The organism is Streptomyces sp. NPDC052016 (assembly GCF_044548445.1).
GTDB lineage: Bacteria > Actinomycetota > Actinomycetes > Streptomycetales > Streptomycetaceae > Streptomyces.
The window spans coordinates 137,672-158,018 of record NZ_JBIUBX010000021.1 but is presented as its reverse complement, the minus strand read 5'-3'; the positions used below and the strand labels follow the sequence as shown (position 1 = coordinate 158,018).

At 72.9% G+C, this 20,347-nt stretch carries 18 protein-coding genes and 1 pseudogene; 8 read left to right on the top strand and 11 right to left on the bottom strand.

The window, feature by feature from the left end:
- Positions 1 to 354 precede the first annotated feature (354 nt).
- Positions 355 to 1,569, bottom strand: a pseudogene (locus tag ACIHAR_RS25785) (lycopene cyclase family protein); the annotation flags it as partial.
- A 377-nt stretch (positions 1,570 to 1,946) separates the two neighbouring features.
- Here ACIHAR_RS25785 and ACIHAR_RS25780 point away from each other — a divergent pair.
- The 5 genes from ACIHAR_RS25780 to ACIHAR_RS25760 are packed head-to-tail and all read left to right on the top strand — an operon-like array spanning position 1,947 to position 7,555.
- A complete protein-coding gene (locus tag ACIHAR_RS25780) occupies positions 1,947 to 3,338 on the top strand; it encodes a polyprenyl synthetase family protein (protein ID WP_400022114.1) in 1,392 nt (463 codons plus the stop codon).
- Positions 3,335 to 4,963, top strand: coding sequence for a phytoene desaturase family protein (gene crtI / locus ACIHAR_RS25775; protein WP_400022112.1), 1,629 nt, complete (start codon positions 3,335 to 3,337; stop codon positions 4,961 to 4,963). The genes ACIHAR_RS25780 and crtI overlap by 4 nt, the downstream gene beginning before the upstream one ends.
- Positions 4,960 to 6,012: a phytoene/squalene synthase family protein gene (locus ACIHAR_RS25770; RefSeq protein WP_400022110.1), complete on the top strand. Its 1,053-nt coding sequence runs from the start codon at positions 4,960 to 4,962 to the stop codon at positions 6,010 to 6,012. The genes crtI and ACIHAR_RS25770 overlap by 4 nt, the downstream gene beginning before the upstream one ends.
- A complete protein-coding gene (locus ACIHAR_RS25765) occupies positions 6,009 to 7,004 on the top strand; it encodes a DUF5914 domain-containing protein (protein ID WP_365458661.1) in 996 nt (331 codons plus the stop codon). The genes ACIHAR_RS25770 and ACIHAR_RS25765 overlap by 4 nt, the downstream gene beginning before the upstream one ends.
- Positions 6,935 to 7,555 carry a GNAT family N-acetyltransferase gene (locus ACIHAR_RS25760; RefSeq protein ID WP_400022108.1) on the top strand — a complete coding sequence of 207 codons (621 nt, stop codon included), beginning with the start codon at positions 6,935 to 6,937 and terminating at the stop codon, positions 7,553 to 7,555. Before ACIHAR_RS25765 ends, ACIHAR_RS25760 begins: the two co-directional genes overlap by 70 nt.
- 70 nt (positions 7,556 to 7,625) lie before the next feature.
- Here ACIHAR_RS25760 and ACIHAR_RS25755 read toward each other — a convergent pair whose 3' ends face one another.
- Positions 7,626 to 7,973, bottom strand: a complete 348-nt coding sequence (locus tag ACIHAR_RS25755) for a sulfurtransferase TusA family protein (protein ID WP_365458664.1) — start codon at positions 7,971 to 7,973, stop codon at positions 7,626 to 7,628.
- The gene (locus tag ACIHAR_RS25750; RefSeq protein ID WP_400022141.1) at positions 7,970 to 8,602 is read right to left on the bottom strand and encodes a carbonic anhydrase; all 633 of its coding nucleotides are present in this window, start codon (positions 8,600 to 8,602) and stop codon (positions 7,970 to 7,972) included. The genes ACIHAR_RS25755 and ACIHAR_RS25750 overlap by 4 nt, the downstream gene beginning before the upstream one ends.
- 309 nt (positions 8,603 to 8,911) lie before the next feature.
- Here ACIHAR_RS25750 and ACIHAR_RS25745 point away from each other — a divergent pair, with 309 nt between their 5' ends.
- Positions 8,912 to 9,700: an OBAP family protein gene (locus ACIHAR_RS25745; protein WP_365458669.1), complete on the top strand. Its 789-nt coding sequence runs from the start codon at positions 8,912 to 8,914 to the stop codon at positions 9,698 to 9,700.
- Between the two features lie 455 nt (positions 9,701 to 10,155).
- Here the strand turns inward: ACIHAR_RS25745 and ACIHAR_RS25740 are convergent, their stop codons facing one another.
- Positions 10,156 to 11,499: a class I SAM-dependent RNA methyltransferase gene (locus ACIHAR_RS25740; protein WP_400022105.1), complete on the bottom strand. Its 1,344-nt coding sequence runs from the start codon at positions 11,497 to 11,499 to the stop codon at positions 10,156 to 10,158.
- A gap of 148 nt (positions 11,500 to 11,647) precedes the next feature.
- Entirely contained in the window at positions 11,648 to 13,771 is a 2,124-nt protein-coding gene (locus tag ACIHAR_RS25735; protein WP_400022104.1) for an APC family permease, read from the bottom strand.
- Positions 13,772 to 14,166: 395 nt separating this feature from the next.
- Here ACIHAR_RS25735 and ACIHAR_RS25730 point away from each other — a divergent pair, with 395 nt between their 5' ends.
- On the top strand, positions 14,167 to 14,835 hold the full coding sequence (locus ACIHAR_RS25730) for a TrkA family potassium uptake protein (protein WP_365458738.1): 669 nt from the start codon (positions 14,167 to 14,169) through the stop codon (positions 14,833 to 14,835).
- The gene (locus tag ACIHAR_RS25725; RefSeq protein WP_365458741.1) at positions 14,835 to 15,512 is read left to right on the top strand and encodes a TrkA family potassium uptake protein; all 678 of its coding nucleotides are present in this window, start codon (positions 14,835 to 14,837) and stop codon (positions 15,510 to 15,512) included. The genes ACIHAR_RS25730 and ACIHAR_RS25725 overlap by 1 nt, the downstream gene beginning before the upstream one ends.
- 251 nt (positions 15,513 to 15,763) lie before the next feature.
- On the opposite strand, the gene ACIHAR_RS25720 is transcribed toward ACIHAR_RS25725, so the two are convergent.
- The 6 genes from ACIHAR_RS25720 to ACIHAR_RS25695 form a co-directional block, all read right to left on the bottom strand.
- Positions 15,764 to 16,516: a DUF3159 domain-containing protein gene (locus ACIHAR_RS25720; RefSeq protein WP_365458744.1), complete on the bottom strand. Its 753-nt coding sequence runs from the start codon at positions 16,514 to 16,516 to the stop codon at positions 15,764 to 15,766.
- 3 nt (positions 16,517 to 16,519) lie between these two features.
- Positions 16,520 to 16,918, bottom strand: coding sequence for an OB-fold nucleic acid binding domain-containing protein (locus ACIHAR_RS25715; protein ID WP_365458747.1), 399 nt, complete (start codon positions 16,916 to 16,918; stop codon positions 16,520 to 16,522).
- Between the two features lie 174 nt (positions 16,919 to 17,092).
- The gene (locus tag ACIHAR_RS25710) at positions 17,093 to 18,277 is read right to left on the bottom strand and encodes an alginate lyase family protein (protein WP_400022101.1); all 1,185 of its coding nucleotides are present in this window, start codon (positions 18,275 to 18,277) and stop codon (positions 17,093 to 17,095) included.
- Between the two features lie 155 nt (positions 18,278 to 18,432).
- Complete coding sequence (locus ACIHAR_RS25705; RefSeq protein WP_365458753.1) at positions 18,433 to 19,197, bottom strand: DUF3710 domain-containing protein; 765 nt, start codon at positions 19,195 to 19,197, stop codon at positions 18,433 to 18,435.
- A 1-nt stretch (position 19,198) separates the two neighbouring features.
- Positions 19,199 to 19,750, bottom strand: a complete 552-nt coding sequence (gene dut, locus ACIHAR_RS25700) for a dUTP diphosphatase (RefSeq protein WP_384649628.1) — start codon at positions 19,748 to 19,750, stop codon at positions 19,199 to 19,201.
- Positions 19,747 to 20,331 carry a PaaI family thioesterase gene (locus ACIHAR_RS25695; protein WP_365458759.1) on the bottom strand — a complete coding sequence of 195 codons (585 nt, stop codon included), beginning with the start codon at positions 20,329 to 20,331 and terminating at the stop codon, positions 19,747 to 19,749. The genes dut and ACIHAR_RS25695 overlap by 4 nt, the downstream gene beginning before the upstream one ends.
- Positions 20,332 to 20,347 lie beyond the last annotated feature (16 nt).

Genomic DNA, 20,347 nt, shown 5'->3' with positions numbered 1-20,347 from the left:
CGCAGCGGGCCCGGACGACCGCGGGCCAGTCGGGGCGGGGCCGGAGGACGGCGGAACGGTCGCAGCGGGCCCGGACGACCGCGGGCCAGTCGGGGCGGGGCCGGAGGACGGCGGAACGGTCGCAGCGGGCCCGGACGACCGCGGGCCAGTCGGGGCCGACCCGGATGCCGCCGGACGCGGCGGGCCGGGCGGGTGCGCCGACGGAACGGGCGGAGCCCCCGGTGCCGGCGCAACTCCCTGGTCGGCCGGAGGACCCGGCGGGGCGGCGGGTCCGGCCGCGCCGGGAGGCGACACGGCGGGACCAGCCGCCGGATGCGGCGAGTCGGCCGGGTGCGCCGAGGAGCGCGGTGCGGTGGGCAGGTCGCGGGGGCGGCGGGGCAGGCGGGGCAGTTCCAGGGCGGAGCGCAGCATCGGCACGGCGGGGAGACGCAGGCCGATCGACAGATCCTCGTGGAGGCGGGTGTCCCCGTCGAGGAAGCGGAGAAGCCGCGCCACGGGCACCCTGGCGAACAGGCGGGAGAAGAGCTCCGGGCCGTCGGCCCGGCCGCTGTCCAGGGCACGCAGCAGGACGGCGTCCATGGCGCGGGAGCGCGCCGAGTGCACGGCGGGCGGCAGCGGGCGGCGCCCGCGGCGCAGGGCGTCGGCGACGGCCCGGGTCTGGCGCTGGACTCCGGCGAAGGTGTAGCCCGTGGCGGGCCGGGTGGCGCCGCCGGCGGCGCCGATACGGAAGACGGAGGCCCCCATCTGGCGGGGGATCGGCGCGTCGGTCATCGGGATGACGCCGGTCTCGGTGGCCACGATCTGCCGTTCGCCGAGCCGCAGCACCTCGTCGGCGTAGTGCCGTACGGCGGCCTCGTAGCCGTCCGGTGCGAGGGTGCGAGCGGAGAACTCGGTGTACTCCACGAGCGCCTCGCACGGGCCGAGCGGCAGCACGTAGCCGAAGGACAGGCCGTGGGCGGGCTGCGGGGTGCGGAAGTCCATCAGCTCGACGGCGTCCGGGTCGAAGACGGGCCGGGCGGTGCGCACGAACCAGCCGTGGAAGTGCTGGAGCAGCAGGGTGCGGGCGGCCGGCAGGCTGCCCGGCGGGCGTGAGTCGAACACCCAGCGGGCGCTCAGCACACGCGCCCTTCCGTCGGCGTCCCTGAGGTGCACGTGGGCGCCGCCGGGCACGTCCCGCACCGTTTCGACGGTCGCTTCCAGGCGCCGGACGTTGGGGCTGCCGGCCAGGTCACCCAGGACCAGGCGCTCGAAGTCGTCGGATCGGATCATCCGGTACCGCAGCGGGGCGATGTCCCTCTCGACGGTGCCGCCGACGACGCCTCCGCCGGGAGCGACGCTGCGCGGGCGCACCCGCAGGCGGCGCCACTCGGCGCTCACCGCCGCGTCGAACCGGCCCGGCCCCGCCGCCCAGTGGCACCAGGTGCGCGGAGGCGGTCGCAGCGGGCCGGGAGGCGCGTCGACGAGCACCACCGACGGTGTCCGCAGGCCGGGTGCGTGACCGGCGAGCCGGTGCGCCAGAGACAGCCCCGCGGCACCCGCCCCGACGACGGCCACGTCCCACTCCAGCACGGCGTTCTCCTTCCTCGATGCGCGTACGCCCCTGTTTCGCGTACGCCCGGTCCGCGTACGCCTCGACTCCGCGTACGCCTCGACTCCGCGTACGCCCGGCCGGGCGGCGGGCGGGAGGTCGTACGGCGGTGGGAGGTCCTACGGCGGTCACGGGCTCCTCGGTGTTTCCCGTTACTGGACGTCCCGGCTCCGTATTCCGGCTTGTGTACCCCGTCGGATGCAGGGCACCCCCCGGTCGGCGAGCGCACGCGCCCCGGACACGGCAGCGTGGAGGCGGGCGCGTCCCGGGATGCCGCGTGCGTTCACGCATCCGTCCGCGCCGCCCGCGCCGAAGCAGACGGGTGACGGGAACGACGGACACTACGGAGGGAACCGGGATGCGTCCCACCCACGCGAAGGATCACCCCGCGACCGCGCCACCGCGCCTGGTCGCCGTCGCTGAGGCGTCCGTGGCCGATGCGTGCGCGGCGGAGGCGTGCGCGGGGGAGGCGTCCGTGGCGGCCCTGCCGTGCCTGCCCGCGGCCGACGACGGTGCGGGCCCCGGAACGGCGCGGTCGTGGCACCGGGCGAGCGGTGCGCCTCCCGCCTGGGGGCCTTGCGAGGTGCGCGAGGTCGACGCCGACGTGCCCGGGGCCGTCGGCCGGATGCTCGACCACGTGCTGGCGGAGCGTCTGCACCGCGCCCGGATGGCGGACGGGTTGTTCGCCGAGGAACTGGCCGAACGGGTGACGCGCTTCACCCTGCGGGGCGGCAAGCGGACACGCGCGCGACTGGTGTGGTGGGCGTCGCGGGCCTGCGCCGGCCTTGACCCGGCGGCCGCTGCGGCGGCCCTGCGGGTCGGTGCCGCCCTGGAACTGCTCCAGACCTGCGCTCTCGTGCACGACGACGTCATGGACCGGGCGGTGCTGCGGCGCGGCCGGCCCGCGCTGCACGCGGAGGTGGCCGCTCGCCACGCCGGCCGGGTGGGACGCGAACGGGCCGAGCGGTTCGGGCAGTCGGCCGCGATCCTCGCCGGCGACCTGGCCTTGGCCTGGGCGGACGACCTGGTGGCACAGACGCCCATGGCCGAGTGGGCCTCGGTGGTGGTGCGGCGGCTGTGGAGCGACATGCGCACCGAGATGGTGGCGGGCCAGTACCTGGACGTACAGGGCCAGGTCACCGACGCGCGGTCGCTGCCCCGCGCGCTGCGCGCCGCCTGCCTGAAGAGCGCCCTGTACTCGGTGGAGCGGCCCCTTGCCCTGGGTGCCGCCGTGGCGGGCGCGGACGACGCGACACTGCGGCGGCTGTGCGACGCGGGCCGGTGTGTCGGCATGGCGTTCCAGCTGCGGGACGACCTGGACGACGTCTTCGGCGACCCGCGCGAGACCGGCAAGGCGTGCGGCGGCGACATCCGCGAGGGCAAGGCGACCTATCTGGTCGCGGTGGCCCGGGCACGGGCCGAGACGGCCGGTGACCGGGCAGCGCTGGCCGTGCTGGACCGTCGCCTCGGTGACGCCTCGCTCACCGAGGACGGTCTGGCGGAGGTGCGGGAGGTACTGGTCGCGACGGGGGCGCGCGCCACCGTGGAAGCCAGGATCGACCGCCTTGCCGCGCAGGGACTGCGGCACTTCGACGGCGCCCTGCTCGACCCCGAGGGCGGGGGCGAACTGCGCCGGCTGCTGCTCGCGGCGGCCGGGACGCGACCGGGCGCGGACACCACCGCCCGCCTGCGCCCCGTGTCCGGTCCGTGCGCCGCGAGGCCCGGCGGTGCCGAGGGGGCCGGCCGATGACACGGACCCTGCCCGGCCGCACGGACCACGTGGTGGTCGTCGGCGCCGGACTCGCCGGGCTGTCGGCGGCCCTGCACCTGCTGGGCGCCGGACGCCGCGTCACCGTCGTCGAACGCGAGGAGCTGCCCGGAGGACGGGCCGGGCGCCTCGACCTCGGCGGCTACCGGATCGACACCGGCCCCACCGTGCTGACCATGCCGGAGCTGGCCGACGAGGCGTTCGCCGCCGTCGGCGACAGCCTGTACCGCCGCGTCGGCCTGGTTCCGCTGCACCCGGCGTACCGGGCGTGTTTCGCGGACGGCAGCAGGCTCGACGTGCACACCGACGCGGACGCGATGGCCGCGGAGGTGCAGCGGTTCGCCGGGTCGGCGGAGGCCGCGGGCTACCGTCGGCTGCGCGACTGGCTGGAGCGGCTGTACCGGGCGCAGATGCGCCGGTTCATCGACGCCAACTTCGACTCGCCGCTCGGCCTGCTCAACGCCGATCTCGCCCGGCTGGCCGCGCTCGGCGGATTCGGCCGCCTCGACGCGAGGATCGGCCGCTTCCTGCGGGACGAGCGGCTGCGCCGGGTGTTCTCCTTCCAGGCCCTGTACGCCGGTGTGCCCCCGGAGCGGGCGCTGGCCGCGTACGCGGTCATCGCGTACATGGACACCGTCGCCGGCGTGTACTTCCCGCGCGGCGGCATGCACGCCCTGCCGCGGGCCATGGCGGACGCCGCCGCCGAGGCGGGCGCCGAGCTGCGGTTCGGCGAGCGCGTGGCCCGGCTGGAGCGGAGCGGGGCGCGGATCACGGCCGTCGTCACCGACACCGGCCGCGTCCGGTGCGACGCGGTGGTCCTCACCCCGGACCTGCCCGTCGCCTACCGGCTCCTCGGCCGCCGCCCGCGCCGGCCGCTGCGGCTGCGCCACTCCCCCTCCGCGGTGGTGCTGCACGCCGGCACGGACCGCACCTGGCCCCACCTGGCCCACCACACGATCTCCTTCGGCGCGGCCTGGCGCGGCACGTTCGACGAACTCACCCGTGCCGGGCGGCTGATGAGCGATCCGTCGCTGCTCATCACCCGTCCCACCGCCACGGATCCCGGTCTGGCGCCGCCGGGCCGTCATCTGCACTACATCCTCGCCCCCTGCCCCAACACCGACATCGGCCCGGACGCCGCGGCCTGGTCCGATCTCGGCCCCCGTTACCGTGACATCCTCCTGCGGGAGCTCCAGCGGCGCGGACTCGACGGCCTCGGGGCCGCCGTCGAGGAGGAGTGCCTGGTCACCCCGGCCGACTGGCACGCGCAGGGGCACGCCGCCGGGACACCGTTCTCCGCCGCCCACACCTTCGCCCAGACCGGCCCGTTCCGGCCGCGCAACCTGGTGCGCGGCACGGAGAACGCCGTCCTGGCCGGCTGCGGCACCACACCCGGCGTCGGCGTGCCGACCGTCCTGCTGTCGGGAAAGCTGGCCGCGGCCCGTGTGGCCGGCGTGCCCGTACGCGGGCGCACCGGGGCGCGTACGTCCGCGCTCGCCCGGAGGGGCGGCACGGCGACGGCCGGCTCCCCGTCCGGCCCGCGCCCGTCCCCGGCTCGTCCCACCGACCGCACGGCCGACGCCGCGAACGGAGGCACATCCGGATGACCGACCGAGAGCTCGACGCGGCCGGGATCACCGATCCGGCCCTGCGCGCGGCCTACCGGCACTGCCGCGCCCTCAACGCCCGGCACGGCAGGACCTACTTCCTGGCCACTCGGCTGCTGCCGGTCGAGCGCCGGCCCGCTGTGCACGCGTTGTACGGCTTCGCCCGCTGGGCCGACGACATCGTCGACTCCCCCGGTCCGGGCGCCGGACCGGAGCTGCGGATGCGGGCGCTGGCCCGGCTCCGGGGCGAGCTGGAGGAGGGGTTGCGGTGGGGCGGCGGCGACGAGCCGGTGGTGCGCGCGCTCGCCGACACCGCCCGCCGCTACGCCATCGACCACGCCCACTTCCGGGACTTCATGACCGCGATGCGCGCCGACCTGGTGGTGAGCGACTACCCCACCTACGCCGATCTGCGCGGCTACATGCACGGGTCGGCCGCGGTGATCGGGCTGGAGATGCTGCCGGTGCTGGGCACGGTGGTGCCCCGGGAGGAGGCCGCGCCGTACGCGGCGGCGCTGGGCGAGGCCTTCCAGATGAGCAACTTCCTGCGGGACGTCGGCGAGGACCTGGACCGGGGGCGCGTGTACCTGCCCGCCGACCTGCTCGCCGCGCACGGCGTGGACCGGGAGCTGCTGCTGTGGAGCCGGGCCACCGGACACCCGGACCGCCGGATCACCGCCGCGCTCAGGGAGTTCGAGGCGCTGAACCGCGGCGTGTACCGGGCGGCCGTGCCCGGCATCGCGCTGCTCGACCCGGTGGCGCGGCCCTGCGTCCGCACCGCGGCCGTGCTGTACGGCGGCATCCTGGACGCCGTCGCCCGCGACGGCTACACCGCGCTCCACCGCCGGTCGGTGGTGCCGCGGCGGCGCCGGGCACTCGTCGCCGCCCACGGGCTCACCCGCGTGGCGGCGGCCCGGCTGCGGGCCCGCGTCCGCCCTGCCCCGCCGACCGGCCCGGTCGGCCCGACCGGCCCGTCCCTGTCCCACCCGCTGCCCGCCGCCGCGCCCTCCCGCGCGGCGGCCGTGCGCTCCGCCGAGGAGGTTTCGTGAACGGCCGTCGCCTGCCGCTGTCGCTGCGCCGCGGCGCCGTGCCCTGGGAGCGCCAGCGGCCCACCTGGCGCGAGGCGCGGCCCGCGGTGATCGCCCAGGCGTTGAAGCGGGCGCAGGCCCGCCCGTCCGGGAACTGGTACGTCGTCGGCGCTTCCGGTGCTCTTCGGGGGGACGGCAAGCTGGCGCGGACCGTGGCGGGGCAGGAGGTCGTGGTGTGGCCCGGCCCCGACGGCCGCCTCGCCGGCGGGCCCGGCATCTGTCCGCACCTGGGAGCGCCGCTGCGGGACAGTCCGGTGCGCTGCGGCACTCTGGTGTGCCACTGGCACGGTCTCGCCCTGGACGGCAGGCCGTACGCGGGCTGGTCGCCGCTGCCGGTGCACGACGACGGGGTGCTGGTGTGGGTGCGGCTGGACACGGTCGGCGGTGAGGAGCCGCTGGACGAGCCGGTCGTACCGCGCCGTCCCGAGGCCGCGCGCGCCCTGGCCGCCGTATGGACCGGCGAGGGCGCCTGCGAACCCGAGGACGTGGTGGCCAACCGGCTCGACCCGTGGCACGGGGCATGGTTCCACCCGTACTCCTTCGTCGACCTGGCGGTGGTGGACGCGCCCGGCACGGCGGACGGCGGCACGGACGCCCTCACCGTCGACGTGTCCTTCAAGGTGGCGGGTCGGCTGGTCGTCCCGGTCCGGGCCGTGTTCACGGCGCCCGAGCCCCGCACGGTCGTCATGCGCATCACCGAGGGCGAGGGCGTGGGCTCCGTGGTGGAGACCCATGCCACCCCGCTCGGCACGGACGCCCTCGGCCGTCCCCGCACGGCCGTCGTCGAGGCGGTGGTCGCCGCCTCGGACCGCAGGGGCTTCGCCGCCGCCCGCCGGGCCGCGCCGCTGCTGCGGCCCCTCGTCCGCGCGGCGGCCGGCCGGCTGTGGCGGGACGACCTGGCGTACGCCGAGCGGCGCTGGCAGCTCCGGTCGACGGGCCGTTTCCCGGGCTGACGCGCGGGCTGCCGGGTCGGCGGCGCCCGCGTGCGGGGCGGGGCGCGGCTTCCCGTGGTGAAGCCGCGCACCCACGCCGGGTCGCCCGGGCACGAGGTACGGCGGGGGTCGGACGTGCGCCGGGCAGCGGCCTCATGGCCCGCGCGGCGGGCTCCGAGTCCGGCACCGGGGTGATCGAACTGGGCGCGGACAGCGTTCCCGAGATGCTCGATCTCGTCGCCCTGACCGAGCCGGGGCCTTTCTGGCCGCGCACCCACGAACTCGGCACCTACCTGGGTGTGCGGGTGGACGGCACCCTGGTGGCGATGGCCGGAGAGCGCCTGTGCCCTCCGGGATGGACCGAGATCAGCGCCGTCTGCACCGCTCCCGACGCACGCGGGCAGGGCCACGCCGCCCGCCTTGTCAGTGCGCTCGCGGCCCGTATCGTGGCCCGCGGCGAACGCCCCTTCCTGCATGTGGCCGAGACGAACACCGGCGCGATCGCGTTGTACGAGCGGCTCGGATTCAAGACCCGCAGGCAGGTGACGTTCCGAGGCTTCCGCACCCCCTGACGGCCGCCGGCCTCGGCTGTGCGCCGACACGGCTCCCCCGACGGTTCGCCCACCGGGGCGGCACAACGCGTCACCGGCTCCGAGGCTGCGCCTGCTGCTCCCGCTGCTCCGGCTGCTCCAGCCCCTGTCGGAGCGGGTGCCAGGGCGCGTCCGCGCGGGTGGCCCGCGCACCGGCGGTGAGCTCCAGGGCGTACACCGGCCGTTCGCCAGGGACGGGGCCGAGGTAGGTGTGGCCGGTCATGTGGCACCACGCGGGCAGGTCGAGCGGCGCCGCGGGGTCGGTGGCGATGACGTGGACGACGGTGCCCGGCGGCGCGCCGTCGATCTGTCTGCGCAGGCGGAGCAGGAGGGTGACGCAGAGCAGGCCGGTGCCGTCGACGGTCAGGTCGGGCTCGGGGGGCGGGGACGTGCGCGTCATCGGTTGTCGGGTGCCGATGCGATGCCGGGCGCTGTGGTCTCGTCCGGCGGCAGGTCCAGGCCGCGGGAGGTGACCGTCCGTACAGTGCCCTCGGCCAGGCGGTAGGTCAGGCCGACCACTGCCGTGCGTCCGGAGGCGACCTGGTCGGCCAGTTCCTGGGAGCGTTCCATGACGAGGTCGACGGTGTGGCGGACGTGCGTGGCGATGAACCCGTCGTCTTCGCTCACACCGGCGGCCTGGGCGGCCAGCACACTGGGGGTCACCCGCTCGATGACGTCCCGCAGGTAGCCGCGTGCGGTCGTACCGTCCTTCACAGCGGCACGGGTCGCCGCGACGGCACCGCGCTCGTCATGCCCGAGGACCACGACGAGCGGACACCCCAGCACACTCACCCCGTACTCGATGCTGCCGAGGACCTCCGGTCCCACAGCGTGCCCGGCGGTGCGTACGACGAACAGGTCTCCCAGCCCCTGGTCGAAGATGATCTCGGCGGCCAGCCGGGAGTCGGAGCACCCGAGCAGCACGGCGTGCGGGTGCTGGGCGAATGCCGTGCCGGCGCGACGGACGGCGTCCTGGTTGGGGTGCTGAGGGGTGGCGGCGGCGAAGCGCCGGTTCCCGGCGGTGAGCAGGTCAAAGGCTTCGCGTGGGTGGCCGGGGCTACCGGGGTGGCGTCACTCATGGGCCGCAGGCAACGTCCGCGGCCTCTTCTCGACGGCGCCGGGGTGTGCTCGGACCGGGTGCGCCGAGGTGCTGGTGGGACGGCAGGTCGGCCGTGACCACGCGGACCAGGTAGTCGGGTTCTCCGAGCAACCCGTTCCCGCTTTCTGGTCCGTCCTCGTCCGCGCACGCTCAGGAGTCGCCGTACGGCCGCCTCGGTTTCACCTCGAAGCACCCGCTGCGGCCCGTTACGGCCACCGGGCGCAGGGCACTCGCCGCCCATGGCATCCATACACGGCACGCACCGCTCGCGCGGTTCCGGCCGAGGGCCGGCCGCGTCCGTCGGGATCGGTGTCGCGGCAGGCGTGACGGCCGCGGCCGGTCTCCTGTTCGGCCGCAAGGCGGCCACGATCAGCAAGATCGGCAAGGGACACCCGCTCAAGCACCGCGCACTCGACCTGGCCGCCGGCGCGATGCAGCCGAAGTACCCGCTCGACGCGATGAGCACCTACCTCAACGGCTTCCACATGTACGCCGACGACATGGGCCGGCAGGTGGAGGCCACGCACTTCTGCATCCACCTCCGGCACGACCTGCACCAGTGTGTGATCTTCGACCGCAACGCCCCCGACGCCCGGCTGATCGGCATCGAGTACATCATCAGCGAGGAGCGGTTCCGCGCCCTGCCCGAGGACGAGAAACGGCTGTGGCACAGCCACCACTACGAGGTGAAGTCCGGAAGCCTCACCGCCCCCGGCATCCCCGACCTGGCCGAACACGCCTACTTCGAGGACCTCGTGAGCACCTACGGCAAGACGTTCCACACCTGGCAGTACGACCGCGACGACTTCCCCTACGGCATCCCGCAGCTGATGATGGGCTTCACCGAGGACGGGCAGGCCGCGGACGAGATGATCCAGGCCCGGGACGACAGGCTGGGCGTCTCCACGTCCCGCAAGCGGCAGAACCGGGCGGACATCCCCATGCCGGAAGTGGTCCCGGGCGCCAACGCGTGGGAGAGCGGCCGGACCGTACAGACCCGCATCGAGGAAATGGATCTCAAGCGTTGACCGCCCCGCACTCACTGCCGGTGTAAGCCTGAGTTGACCCCTGAGTCGTACACCGCCGAGGAAAGGCTCCCCCGCCTGCACTGCTGGGGGCATGCGGGAGGCCGTCGACCCAACAGCGAACTGATCGGCATCGACCGGTTACTGCTGAGGAGTTTCCCGCGCAACAGATCGGAACGGATTGCTGCGCAGAGTCCGCGCCGACTTCAGCCTCGAGCTGGAGTACCGGGAACTGCTCATGCTGCGGGTGGCCGTTGTTCAGAGTGTCGACCGAGCGTCAAGACGGTCGGCTTCCCTTCGTGCCGGAAGAAGGAAAGCCCGCACCGCCACCCCGACGCGGCCCTTGGGACGCCAGGTCGGATGGCGTTCACCAGCGTGCGACGCACGCCACGTCGTGCATTTCCGAAGACAGGTCGGGCACACCCGGACGCACCTGAGCGACGGAGGAAAATCGCAGCTCAGAGCGCCTTTGCGGCGGGCTCGAGAATCGCCACGCACTCCACATGATGCGTCATCGGGAACAGATCGAACGCCCGCAGCGTCCGCACCCGGTACCCCCCGTCCCGGAAGTACCCCAGGTCGCGCGCCAGCGCCGCAGGGTCGCAGGCCACGTACGCGATCCTTCGGGGGCCCAGGGAGGCCAGGTGCTCGACCGTCTTCCGTCCCGCGCCCGCCCTCGGCGGGTCCAGGACGACGAGGTCGACCTCGGTGATGCCCGTCCTCGGCAGCACGTTCTCGACCTTGCCCTGCTCGATCCGCACCCGGTCGAAGTCCGCGAGGTTGTGGCGGGCGTCTTCGACGGCCCGCTTGCCGGACTCGATGCCGAGCACCGCGCCCTTCTCGCCGAGCCGGTCGGCCAGCGCGCCCGCGAACAGGCCCACCCCGCAGTACAGGTCCAGCGCCGTCTCGCCCTTGCGGGGCAGCAGGCCCTGCATGACCGCGGTGACCAGGGTGTCCGCCGCCTTCGGGTGGACCTGCCAGAAGCCGCCGTTGCCGACGCGGTACGTACGGCCGTCCGCGCGCTCGCGGACGAAGGGGCGTCCATGGACACGGTGGACCCCGCCGTCCTTCTCCCCGACCCGCATCACCGACACCGGCCTGTCCAGCTCCACGATCGGCAGGCGCGCGCCCGGCCGGGGCGTGAGGATGACCTGGCGGTCCTGCGAACCCGTCGCCGCGATCGCCTCGATGGACGCCATGCCGCTCCAGTCCCGCTTCTCGACGCCCAGCTCGCTGACGCCCTCCGCGGCGATCATGCAGTGGTCGATCGGCTCGACCTCGTGCGAACGGTGCCGGCGCAGGCCCGCCCGGCCCGTCCCGGGGTCCACCGCGTACTGCACGCGCGTGCGCCACTGCGGAACCTGGCCCGCCGGAACCTTGTCGCCCTCGGCCGGCATCACCGTGCCGTCCCAGCCGGCCTCCTCCGGGGTGAGGCCCGCGAGCCGGCGCAGCTGCTCGGCGATCACCTCGCCCTTCATGCGGCGCTGGGGTCCGGGCTTGGCGTGCTGCCAGTCGCAGCCACCGCAGCGGCCGGGACCGGAGAAGGGACAGGGCGCCTCGACCCGGTCCTTGGAGGCGGAGAGGATCTCCACGGCGTCCGCGCGCAGGAAGCGGGCGCCCTCCTCGCCCTCGGTCACCCGGGCCACGACCCGCTCGCCGGGCAGTGCGTGCCGGACGAACAGCACCTGGCCGGAGTCCGTACGGGCGATGCAGTGGCCGCCGTGGGCGACGGGGCCGATCTCGACCTCGTACTCCTCGCCCACCAGCGAGTCCGCCTGCGACTTGTTCGGTTCTGCCTGCATGGCGGGGTGACTCCACTACGTCGGAACGAGGAACGGCCGGACAACAGCCCACCAGTCTACGTCGCTGTCGTCCGGCCGTTCACCACCCGCCGGTCGGCCCCGGGACCCAGGACACCTGTGAACTTCGGGATCCGGGGACCAGAGAACCCTAGGTACCCGACGAACCCGGTGAGTCCGAGGACCGCTGCGCCTCGGAGCCCGTGGCCCCCGAGGCCCCCGAGGCCCCCGAGCCCGACGGCTCCTTCGCCCGGTCCTCCGTCGCGGGACCGCGCCGCACCGAACCGGGGGCGCTCCAGTCCTGGCGCTTGCGGGCCCGGTTCTTCGCCACCTCGGAGGACTGCAGCTGGTACGGCACCGAGGTCACCATCACACCCGGAGTGAAGAGCAGCCGGCCCTTCAGCCGCAGCGCGCTCTGGTTGTGCAGCAGGTGCTCGTACCAGTGGCCGACCACGTACTCGGGGATGATCACCGACACCGCGTCGCGCGGCGACTCCCGGCGCAGGCTCTTGACGTACTCGATGACCGGCCGCGTGACCTCCCGGTAGGGGGAGTCGAGGACCTTCAGCGGTACGTCGATGCCGCGCCGTTCCCACTCCTGGCGCAGCGCCCTGGTCTCCGTCGGGTCCACGTTGACGGTGAGCGCCTCCAGGGTGTCGGAGCGCATCAGCTTGGCGTAGGCCAGGGCGCGCAGCGTCGGGCGGTGGATCTTGGAGATGAGCAGCACGGAGTGGACGCGCGAGGGGCGGACACTGTCATCGCTGGGTCCGTCCGGAGCGACGAGTTCCGCGGCCACTCCGTCGTAGTGGCGGCGGATCGCGGTCATGGTCGCGTAGAAGATCACCATGCCGAGCAGGGCGACCCAGGCGCCATGGGTGAACTTGGTGACGAGGACGACGACCAGGACCAGACCGGTGAAGAACGCACCGAAGGCGTTGATCGCGCGGGAGCGGACCATGTGGCGGCGCTTGGCGGGGTCGGTCTCGATCGCCAGGTGGCGGTTCCAGTGGCGGACCATGCCGGTCTGGCTGAGCGTGAAGGAGACGAAGACGCCGACGATGTAGAGCTGGATCAGGCGCGTGGAGTCGGCGCCGTAGACGACGATCAGCAGGGTCGCCGCGCCGGCCAGCAGCACGATGCCGTTGGAGAACGCCAGGCGGTCGCCGCGGGTGTGCAGCTGGCGCGGGAGGTAGCGGTCCTGCGCGAGGATCGAGCCGAGCACCGGGAAGCCGTTGTAGGCGGTGTTCGCCGCGAGGAACAGCACCAGGGCGGTCGCCGCCGCGAGCACGATGAAGAGGAGGCTGCCCCTGCCGAAGACGGCCTCGGCGACCTGGGTGATCACCGGGTTCTGGACGTAGTCGGAGCCGACGGCGACGCCGTTGCTCAGCAGGTCGGCGGCCGGGTGTTCGGCCATGCGGACGTCGGTGACCAGGGCCAGGACGATGATGCCGCAGAACATGGTGACGGCCAGCAGGCCCATCATCGCGAGCGTGGTCGCCGCGTTCCTCGACTTGGGCTTGCGGAAGGCCGGCACGCCGTTGGAGATGGCCTCCACGCCGGTGAGCGCGGCGCAGCCGGAGGAGAAGGCGCGCAGCAGGAGGAAGAGCAGGGCGAAGCCGGCCAGGCCCTGGTGCTCCGGCTTGATCGTGAGGTCGGCCGTCGGTGCCCGCATGGTGTCGTTCAGGACCAGTCCGCGGAAGGCGCCCCACGCGATCATGATGAAGACGCCGGCGACGAACACGTACGTCGGGATCGCGAAGAGCTTGCCGGACTCCTTGACGCCGCGCAGGTTCATCACCGTCAGCAGGACGACGACGGTGACGGCGCAGGCCACCTTGTGCTCGACGACGAACGGGACCGCGGAGCCGAGGTTCTCGATGCCGGAGGAGATGGAGACGGCGACGGTCAGGACGTAGTCGACGAGCAGCGCGCTGGCGACGGTGAGGCCCGCCTTGGCGCCGAGGTTGGTGTTGGCCACCTCGTAGTCGCCGCCGCCGCTGGGGTAGGCGTGGACGTTCTGTCGGTAGGAGGCGACCACGGTGAACATCAGGACGACGACCGCGATCGCGATCCACGGGCTGAAGTGGTAGGCCGACACACCCGCGATGGACAGGACCAGCAACACCTCCCCGGGCGCGTAGGCCACGGAGGAAAGCGGGTCGGATGCGAAGACGGGTAGGGCGATGCGCTTCGGCAGGAGCGTTTCTCCGAGCCGATCACTGCGCAGTGCGCGCCCGATCAGGATCCGTTTGGGCACGTCGGTCAGTTTGGACACAACAGAGGATCGTAGGCCTTCGAACACGGGGCCGCCCACCCTCCCCCGGCGTCGGCCCGGTGTCGACGTGCCGCGTCTGCCTCACGGGTGAAATCAGCCACGGCGCGGCTGCGGATTCCATGGCCGCGTCGGCCGCCATGCCTATATGACAATCCCCCGTCGCCCGCACCCCTTCGGAGGTTCCATGCACACGACCGCGGAGTTGATCGGCGCCGCCGGCAGCCTGGTCGGCCTCGGCGTCCTCGTCTTCTTCAGCCTTCAGAGCATCAGCCGTCGCTGACCCGGGCAAACCGTGCACGGGGGTGCCCGGCGCTGACCGCGCCTGTGTAGCTTGGTCGGCGGTCTGAGACCCTATTAAAGCCAAGTCAGCAACACTTGACCTCGGAAGGACGGTCGTGCACATCGTCATCATGGGCTGCGGCAGAGTGGGTTCCGCTCTCGCCCAGACCCTGGAGCAACAGGGGCACACGGTCGCGGTGATCGACCAGGACCCCACCGCCTTCCGACGTCTTGGCTCCACGTTCGGCGGCCGCCGGGTCACCGGGGTCGGCTTCGACCAGGACACCCTGCGCGAGGCGGGTATCGAGGAAGCCGGCGCCTTCGCCGCCGTCTCCAGCGGCGACAACTCCAACATCATCGCCGCCCGCGTCGCCCGCGAGATGTTCGGCATCGAGAACGTCGCGGCCCGCATCTACGACCCCCGCCGCGCCGAGGTCTACCAGCGTCTGGGCATTCCGACGGTGGCCACGGTCCGCTGGACGGCCGACCAGATGCTGCGCCGGTTGCTCCCGTCGGGCGCCGAGCCCCTGTGGACGGACCCCACCGGGGGTGTCCAGCTCGCCGAGGTGCACGCCTCGTCCTCGTGGGTCGGTCACAAGATCAGCAAGCTGCAGGAGGAGACGGGCGTCCGTGTGGCGTTCCTCACCCGCCTCGGCGAGGCCATTCTGCCCACCTCGCAGACGGTCTTGCAGGAGGGCGACCTGGTCCACGTGATGATGCGCACCGACGAGGTCGAGAAGGTGGAGGCGTCGTTCGCCGAGGGCCCGAAGGAGGGCGGTCACTGATGAGGGTCGCCATTGCCGGAGCCGGTGCCGTAGGCCGCTCGATCGCGGGCGAGCTGCTGGAGAACGGCCACGAGGTCCTGCTCGTCGACAAGGCGCCGACCGCCATCTCGGTCGAGCGCGTCCCGCAGGCGGAGTGGCTGCTGGCCGACGCCTGCGAGATCACGTCCCTGGACGAGGCGGCGCTCCAGCGCTGCAACGTCGTGATCGCCGCGACGGGCGACGACAAGGTCAACCTGGTCGTGTCCCTGCTGGCGAAGACGGAGTACGGCGTCCCGCGCGTCGTCGCCCGCGTCAACAATCCCAAGAACGAGTGGCTGTTCAACGAGGCGTGGGGCGTGGACGTCGCGGTCTCGACCCCGCGCCTGATGTCGGCCCTGGTCGAGGAGGCCGTGAGCGTCGGCGACCTGGTCCGCCTGCTGCGCTTCAGCCACGGCGACGCCAACCTCGTCGAACTGACCCTCCCCGAGGAGTCGGCCCTGGCCGGCACCCAGGTCGGTGACGTCGAGTGGCCCGAGGACACCTCCCTCGTCACCATCATCCGCGGCAACCGCGTCCTGACGCCGTCCCGCGAGGACTCCCTGGAAGCCGGCGACGAGCTCCTCTTCGTGGCCGCGCAGGCACGGGAGGAGCAGCTCGAGGACCTGCTGTCGGTGCGGCGGGGCGACACGGGCGGCTGATGACCGCCCCGGACTGACCGACGCCGGACGAGCTGACCGAACTCAGCCCGTCCGGCGTTCTGGTTCGAGGCCCGCCCGAGGCCGAAGCGGGGGCCGCCGGGTACCGCGGGTGCCGGGTGTGCGGGCGCGTAGATGGTCGCGCGGCCCGAAGCCCTACGGAGGCGGCAGTCCCCGGGGACGGGAAGGCGACGGGCGGCGGGTGCGGAGCCCTCCGCGCCCGCACGAGCGCCGGGGCGTACGACTCCGGACGTCTACGACTCCCGGCGGTGGCGCCCGCCGGCCTCCGCGCCCTCCTTCGCGGCCGCGTCCTTCTCCGCAGCCGCCCGCTCCTCCGCCTCCATCTCAGCGAAGACGTCGATCGGCGCGGGCGCCTTCGCCAGGAACACCCAGGTCAGCCACACGGCCAGCAGGAACGGCGGGATCTTCAGCGCGACCAGCACCCAGCCCAACTGCGTCGTGTCGGCCCACCAGTACAGCGGGAACAGAATCGCGCACTTGCCGAGCAGGATGAGCCCCCAGGCCCAACTGGCCTTGGCATACGCCTTCTTGCGCCCGGGGTTGCGGGTCCGCCAGGAGAGGTTCTCCTTGAAGACCGGTCCGAGGATGAGCCCGAGCAGCGGCACCCCGCACAGGGTCGTGATGATGTACGCCAGCGCCAGCCCCAGCGTGTAGAGCATGCCGGGCAGGTAGAAGTCCTTCGCGTTGCCGGTCATCATCGCGAACACGACACCGAAGGCGACGCCGAAGACACCGCTGAAGGCGTGCTTCACGGTGTCCTTCATGGCCAGGCGGACCACGACCAGGACCAGCGACACCGCGAGCGCGGCGATCGCTGACATGTGCAGGTCTTTGTTGATCGTGTAGATGGTGACGAAGAGCAGGCCGGGCAGCACCGTCTCGACCATGCCCCGCACTCCGCCGAACGCCTCGAACAGCGCGGCCTCCGTCACCGTCCGGGCGTTGTCCTGCTGAGTGTCTTCGGTCGGCTTGTCGAGCGACGTCACCGGCTACTCCCTACCGAGGGGTCTCAGTTCGTACTTGGGGTTGAACAGCACCCGGCGGCCCCGGCTCATCGAGATCCGGCCCGATGCGATGAGCCTGCGCCCCGGCTCTATCCCGACTATGGAGCGCCGGCCCAGCCACACCACGTCCAGCGCGGCGGAGCCGTCGAACAGCTCGGCCTCCAGGGCCGGGACTCCGGCGCGCGGCCGCAGGGTGACCGTGCGCAAGGTACCAGTAACCGTCACTATCTGCCGGTCCTGGCAGTCTCCGATCCGGGTGCAACCGGCGGTTTCCGCGTCCTCCCGCAGTTCCTCGGACTCCAGGTCCTCCTGCGAGGAGGAGAGCCGGTCGAGCATGCGCCGGAACCGGCTCGCCGGCTTTTCGGAACGAGGGACAGCACTCATATCAGAAGCGTACCGGGGCACACCCACAGGACCGTAGCCGCGTGCCGTCGCCGCCGGCCGCCCGTTCTGTGTCCCCGTGCACGCGTCGCGGATCGACCGGTGCATGATCCCTCCCTCTCACTCGTTCGTCGCTCCCCTGCTCACCCGTTCATCGGACGAGACCCCCCGATCGGTTCACGCCGTGTTGTCCCCGTGTGTCAGCGTCTCCCAGGCGACGAAGAGGTTGTTGGTGCCCGCCGGGCGGTTCTGCAGGGTCAGGGTCTGCGTGTTCGTCATGGCGATGCCCAGGCGGTTGTGCAGCGCGTTGTACCCGACCTCGGTGACCGGGCCGAGCCCGAGTACGAGGGAGCCGCCGCACAGCCAGTCCGGGGCGGCGGTGCCGAGCTGGTACTTGGCGTGGAAGCCGAGGGCGTGCCGCAGCCGCTCGCCGACGTCGGTGCCGTACAGGTCCTGCCCCTGGATCCGGCTGGTCTCGGCGACGTGCGAGATGGCCGAGAGCCCGTATCCGGTGTGGGCGAAGTCGCGGCAGGTCTCCTGGCTGAGTCCGGTGACGAAGGTGGACTGGCCCTGCCAGTAGGCGACGATCTTCTCGCGGGTGTTGAGGTTCTGGCTCGGCACGGTCTTCGGCAGCGCTCCGTCGGAGGCCAGGTAGACGTAGGCGGCGGTGCGGGTCCGGAAGCGCGCCATGGCCTTGTCGTACGACGTCCTGTCCTCCAGGAAGACGGAGATGCCGATGGCGGCCTCCATCATCGACAGCTCCCAGTTGCCGTTGGAGTTCGAGCCGTTGATGATCTCGGGCAGGTAGACGTCCCGGAGCATGGTGGCGAAGCGGCCGGAGTTCGCCCAGGTGCCGGTGTACGCGTGCTTGATGATTTCGGCGGCCCTCGGCCAGGAGGAACCGGCCCAGCCGGTCTGCAGGGGCGCGTTGCTGTTGGTGTGGTCCCGGATGACGGCCGACCAGGCGTCCATCAGCTCGATCGACTTGCGGGCGTGCCGTTCGTCCCGCGTGACGTACCAGGCGAGGGCGTGGGTGTAGGCGGCGAGGGCGTCCTCGCGCTCGTCGGTGCAGCCGTAGTTGGGGTTGGAGTAGGACCCGCACTCGACGATCGCGCGGGGTCGCGGGACGCGGTTCAGGTCGGCGTACTTGCTCGCCAGCATCCGGTCGAAGGCGCCCTTCCAGGGCTGGGCGCCGGCGTCGACCTGGCGGCGGGCGAAGTCGAGTTGGGCCCGGGAGACGGTGACGCCCGGGTGGACGAAGGTGGCGGGTGCGGCCTCGGCGCGGTGGGCGGTCGTCGCGGGGACCGTGAGGGTGCCGAGGAGGAGGGCGGTGACGGTCACAAGGAATGCGGTTCTGCGCACAGCGGCTCCGTTCGGGTATGTGAACACAGAGCGCCCTTATGAACCGGGCGTTCAGCGGAGACCGTAGGTACAGACCAATCTCTCGTCAAGGGTCCGCGCAGCAGAAAGGGCCGCGTCCCCTCGTCGAGGGGACGCGGCCCTGCTTCCGCGGCTGTCTACCGGACCTCGGTGATCTCCGGTCCGCGCTGGAGCTGGCCCATGCCGCCGGAGAAGCGCGAGCCCGCGTCCTCCTGCTGGACGCCCTCGGGGACCATCTGGGCGTCGTTCGGCAGCTTGAGGACGATCGGGTCGCGGGGCGCCATCGGGCCGTCACCGCGGACCACCACCGTGTCCCGGAAGATCTGTTCGAGCAGACCGGCCGCCTGCGGCTGCACCGCGCCCTGGCCCGAGATCACACCACGCAGGAACCAGCGGGGGCCGTCCACACCGACGAAGCGCACGACGTGGAAGCCGCCCGTGCCGTCCGGCAGCTGCACCGGCACCTGCGCCCGCAGCTCCCAGCCCAGCGGGCCCTCGACCTCGTCGACGATGCCGCCCTGCTGGGTGATGCCGGAGCCGATCTCCTCGCGCACCTCGCCCCAGATGCCCTCGCGCTTGGGCGCGGCGAAGGCCTGCAGCTGGATGGCGCTGTCACGCAGTACGACGGTGGCCGCGACGATCGCGTCGCCCGCGACCTCGACCCGCAGCTCCATGCCGTCCACCCCGGGCACGAAGAGCCCGCCCAGGTCCACACGGCCCTCACCCGGGTCGCGCACCTCCGAGCTGTCCCACGGCCCGTCGGGCCGCGGCTCGGGCTCGAGCCGCACGCGCTCCCGCTCGCCCGTCACCTCGTCCGCCTCAGTGTCGACACTGTCGACGACCTGCTCGGCCTCGCCGGCCGCGTCCTCGGCGGCACCCTTCTTCTTGCGACGTCCGAACACGTCACTGTCCTTCCCGGTCGGATACGACCGAAGCGTATCGATTCCCACCCGTCGCGCCGCCCATGGCGGCCTGACCGCTTGTGCCGCGCCCGCCGTCCACGGCGGCATGACCACCGGTGGACCCGAAGCCCCCCTCGGCCCGCGCCGAGTCGGGAAGCTCCGCCACCTCCTGGAAGCGGACCCTCTCGACCTGCTGGACAACCAGTTGGGCAATCCGGTCGAAGCGCTCGAACCGCACGGACTCGCGCGGGTCGAGATTCACCACGATCACCTTGATCTCCCCACGGTACCCGGCATCAACCGTCCCCGGGGCATTCACGAGGGCGACACCGCACCGGGCGGCCAGCCCCGAACGAGGATGCACGAAGGCCGCGTACCCCTCGGGCAGCGCGATGGAAACCCCTGTGGGCAGCACGGCCCGCTCCCCCGGCGCCAGTTCCCGGCTCTCGGTGGTCCGCAGATCGGCCCCCGCGTCACCGGGGTGCGCGTACGTCGGAAGCGGTACGTCGGGGTCGACGCGCCGGATCAGGACGTTCACGGGAGGACGGCTCACGGGTTCACCTCGAAGGCGCGGGCACGCCGGACCTGGTCCGGGTCGCTCATGGCGGCCTGGATCTCCTCCTTGCGGCCGTGGTCGACGAAGTGATCGACCTTGACCTCGATGAAGAGCGCGTCCGCGCGGACGGCCACGGGCCCCTCGGGCCCACCGATCCGCCCGGTGGCGGACGAGTAGATCTTGCGCCCGGCCACCGCCGTCACCTCGGCCTCCAGGTACAGCGTCGTCCCGACGGGCACGGGCCGCACGAAGTCGGTCTCCAGCCGTCCGGTCACGGCGATCGTCCGCAGCAGCCAGTTCAGCGAGCCGAGCGTCTCGTCGAGCGCGGTGGCCAGCACACCGCCGTGGGCCAGCCCCGGCGCACCCTGGTGGGCGGGCTGCACAGTGAACTCGGCGGTGACGGCGACGCCTTCGCCGGCCCGCGCCTCCAGGTGCAGCCCGTGCGGCTGCGCGCCGCCACATCCGAAACACTGTTCGTAGTGGGCGCCGAGAAGCTCGCCGGGCGCGGGAGCATCGGGGTGCCGAACGGGTTTCACGGCGTCAGCCGGAGGTTGCAGGGCTGCGGAAATACCACTCACAGCCGCAGACCTTACC

Excerpts from the sequence above, each read along its gene's own strand:
- ACIHAR_RS25780 (WP_400022114.1), top strand. The coding sequence starts at position 1,947 with ATGCGTCCCACCCACGCGAAGGATCACCCCGCGACCGCGCCACCGCGC.
- crtI (WP_400022112.1), top strand. The coding sequence starts at position 3,335 with ATGACACGGACCCTGCCCGGCCGCACGGACCACGTGGTGGTCGTCGGC.
- ACIHAR_RS25770 (WP_400022110.1), top strand. The coding sequence starts at position 4,960 with ATGACCGACCGAGAGCTCGACGCGGCCGGGATCACCGATCCGGCCCTG.
- ACIHAR_RS25755 (WP_365458664.1), bottom strand. The coding sequence starts at position 7,973 with ATGACGCGCACGTCCCCGCCCCCCGAGCCCGACCTGACCGTCGACGGC.
- ACIHAR_RS25745 (WP_365458669.1), top strand. The coding sequence starts at position 8,912 with ATGGCATCCATACACGGCACGCACCGCTCGCGCGGTTCCGGCCGAGGG.
- ACIHAR_RS25740 (WP_400022105.1), bottom strand. The coding sequence starts at position 11,499 with ATGCAGGCAGAACCGAACAAGTCGCAGGCGGACTCGCTGGTGGGCGAG.
- ACIHAR_RS25725 (WP_365458741.1), top strand. The coding sequence starts at position 14,835 with ATGAGGGTCGCCATTGCCGGAGCCGGTGCCGTAGGCCGCTCGATCGCG.
- ACIHAR_RS25715 (WP_365458747.1), bottom strand. The coding sequence starts at position 16,918 with ATGAGTGCTGTCCCTCGTTCCGAAAAGCCGGCGAGCCGGTTCCGGCGC.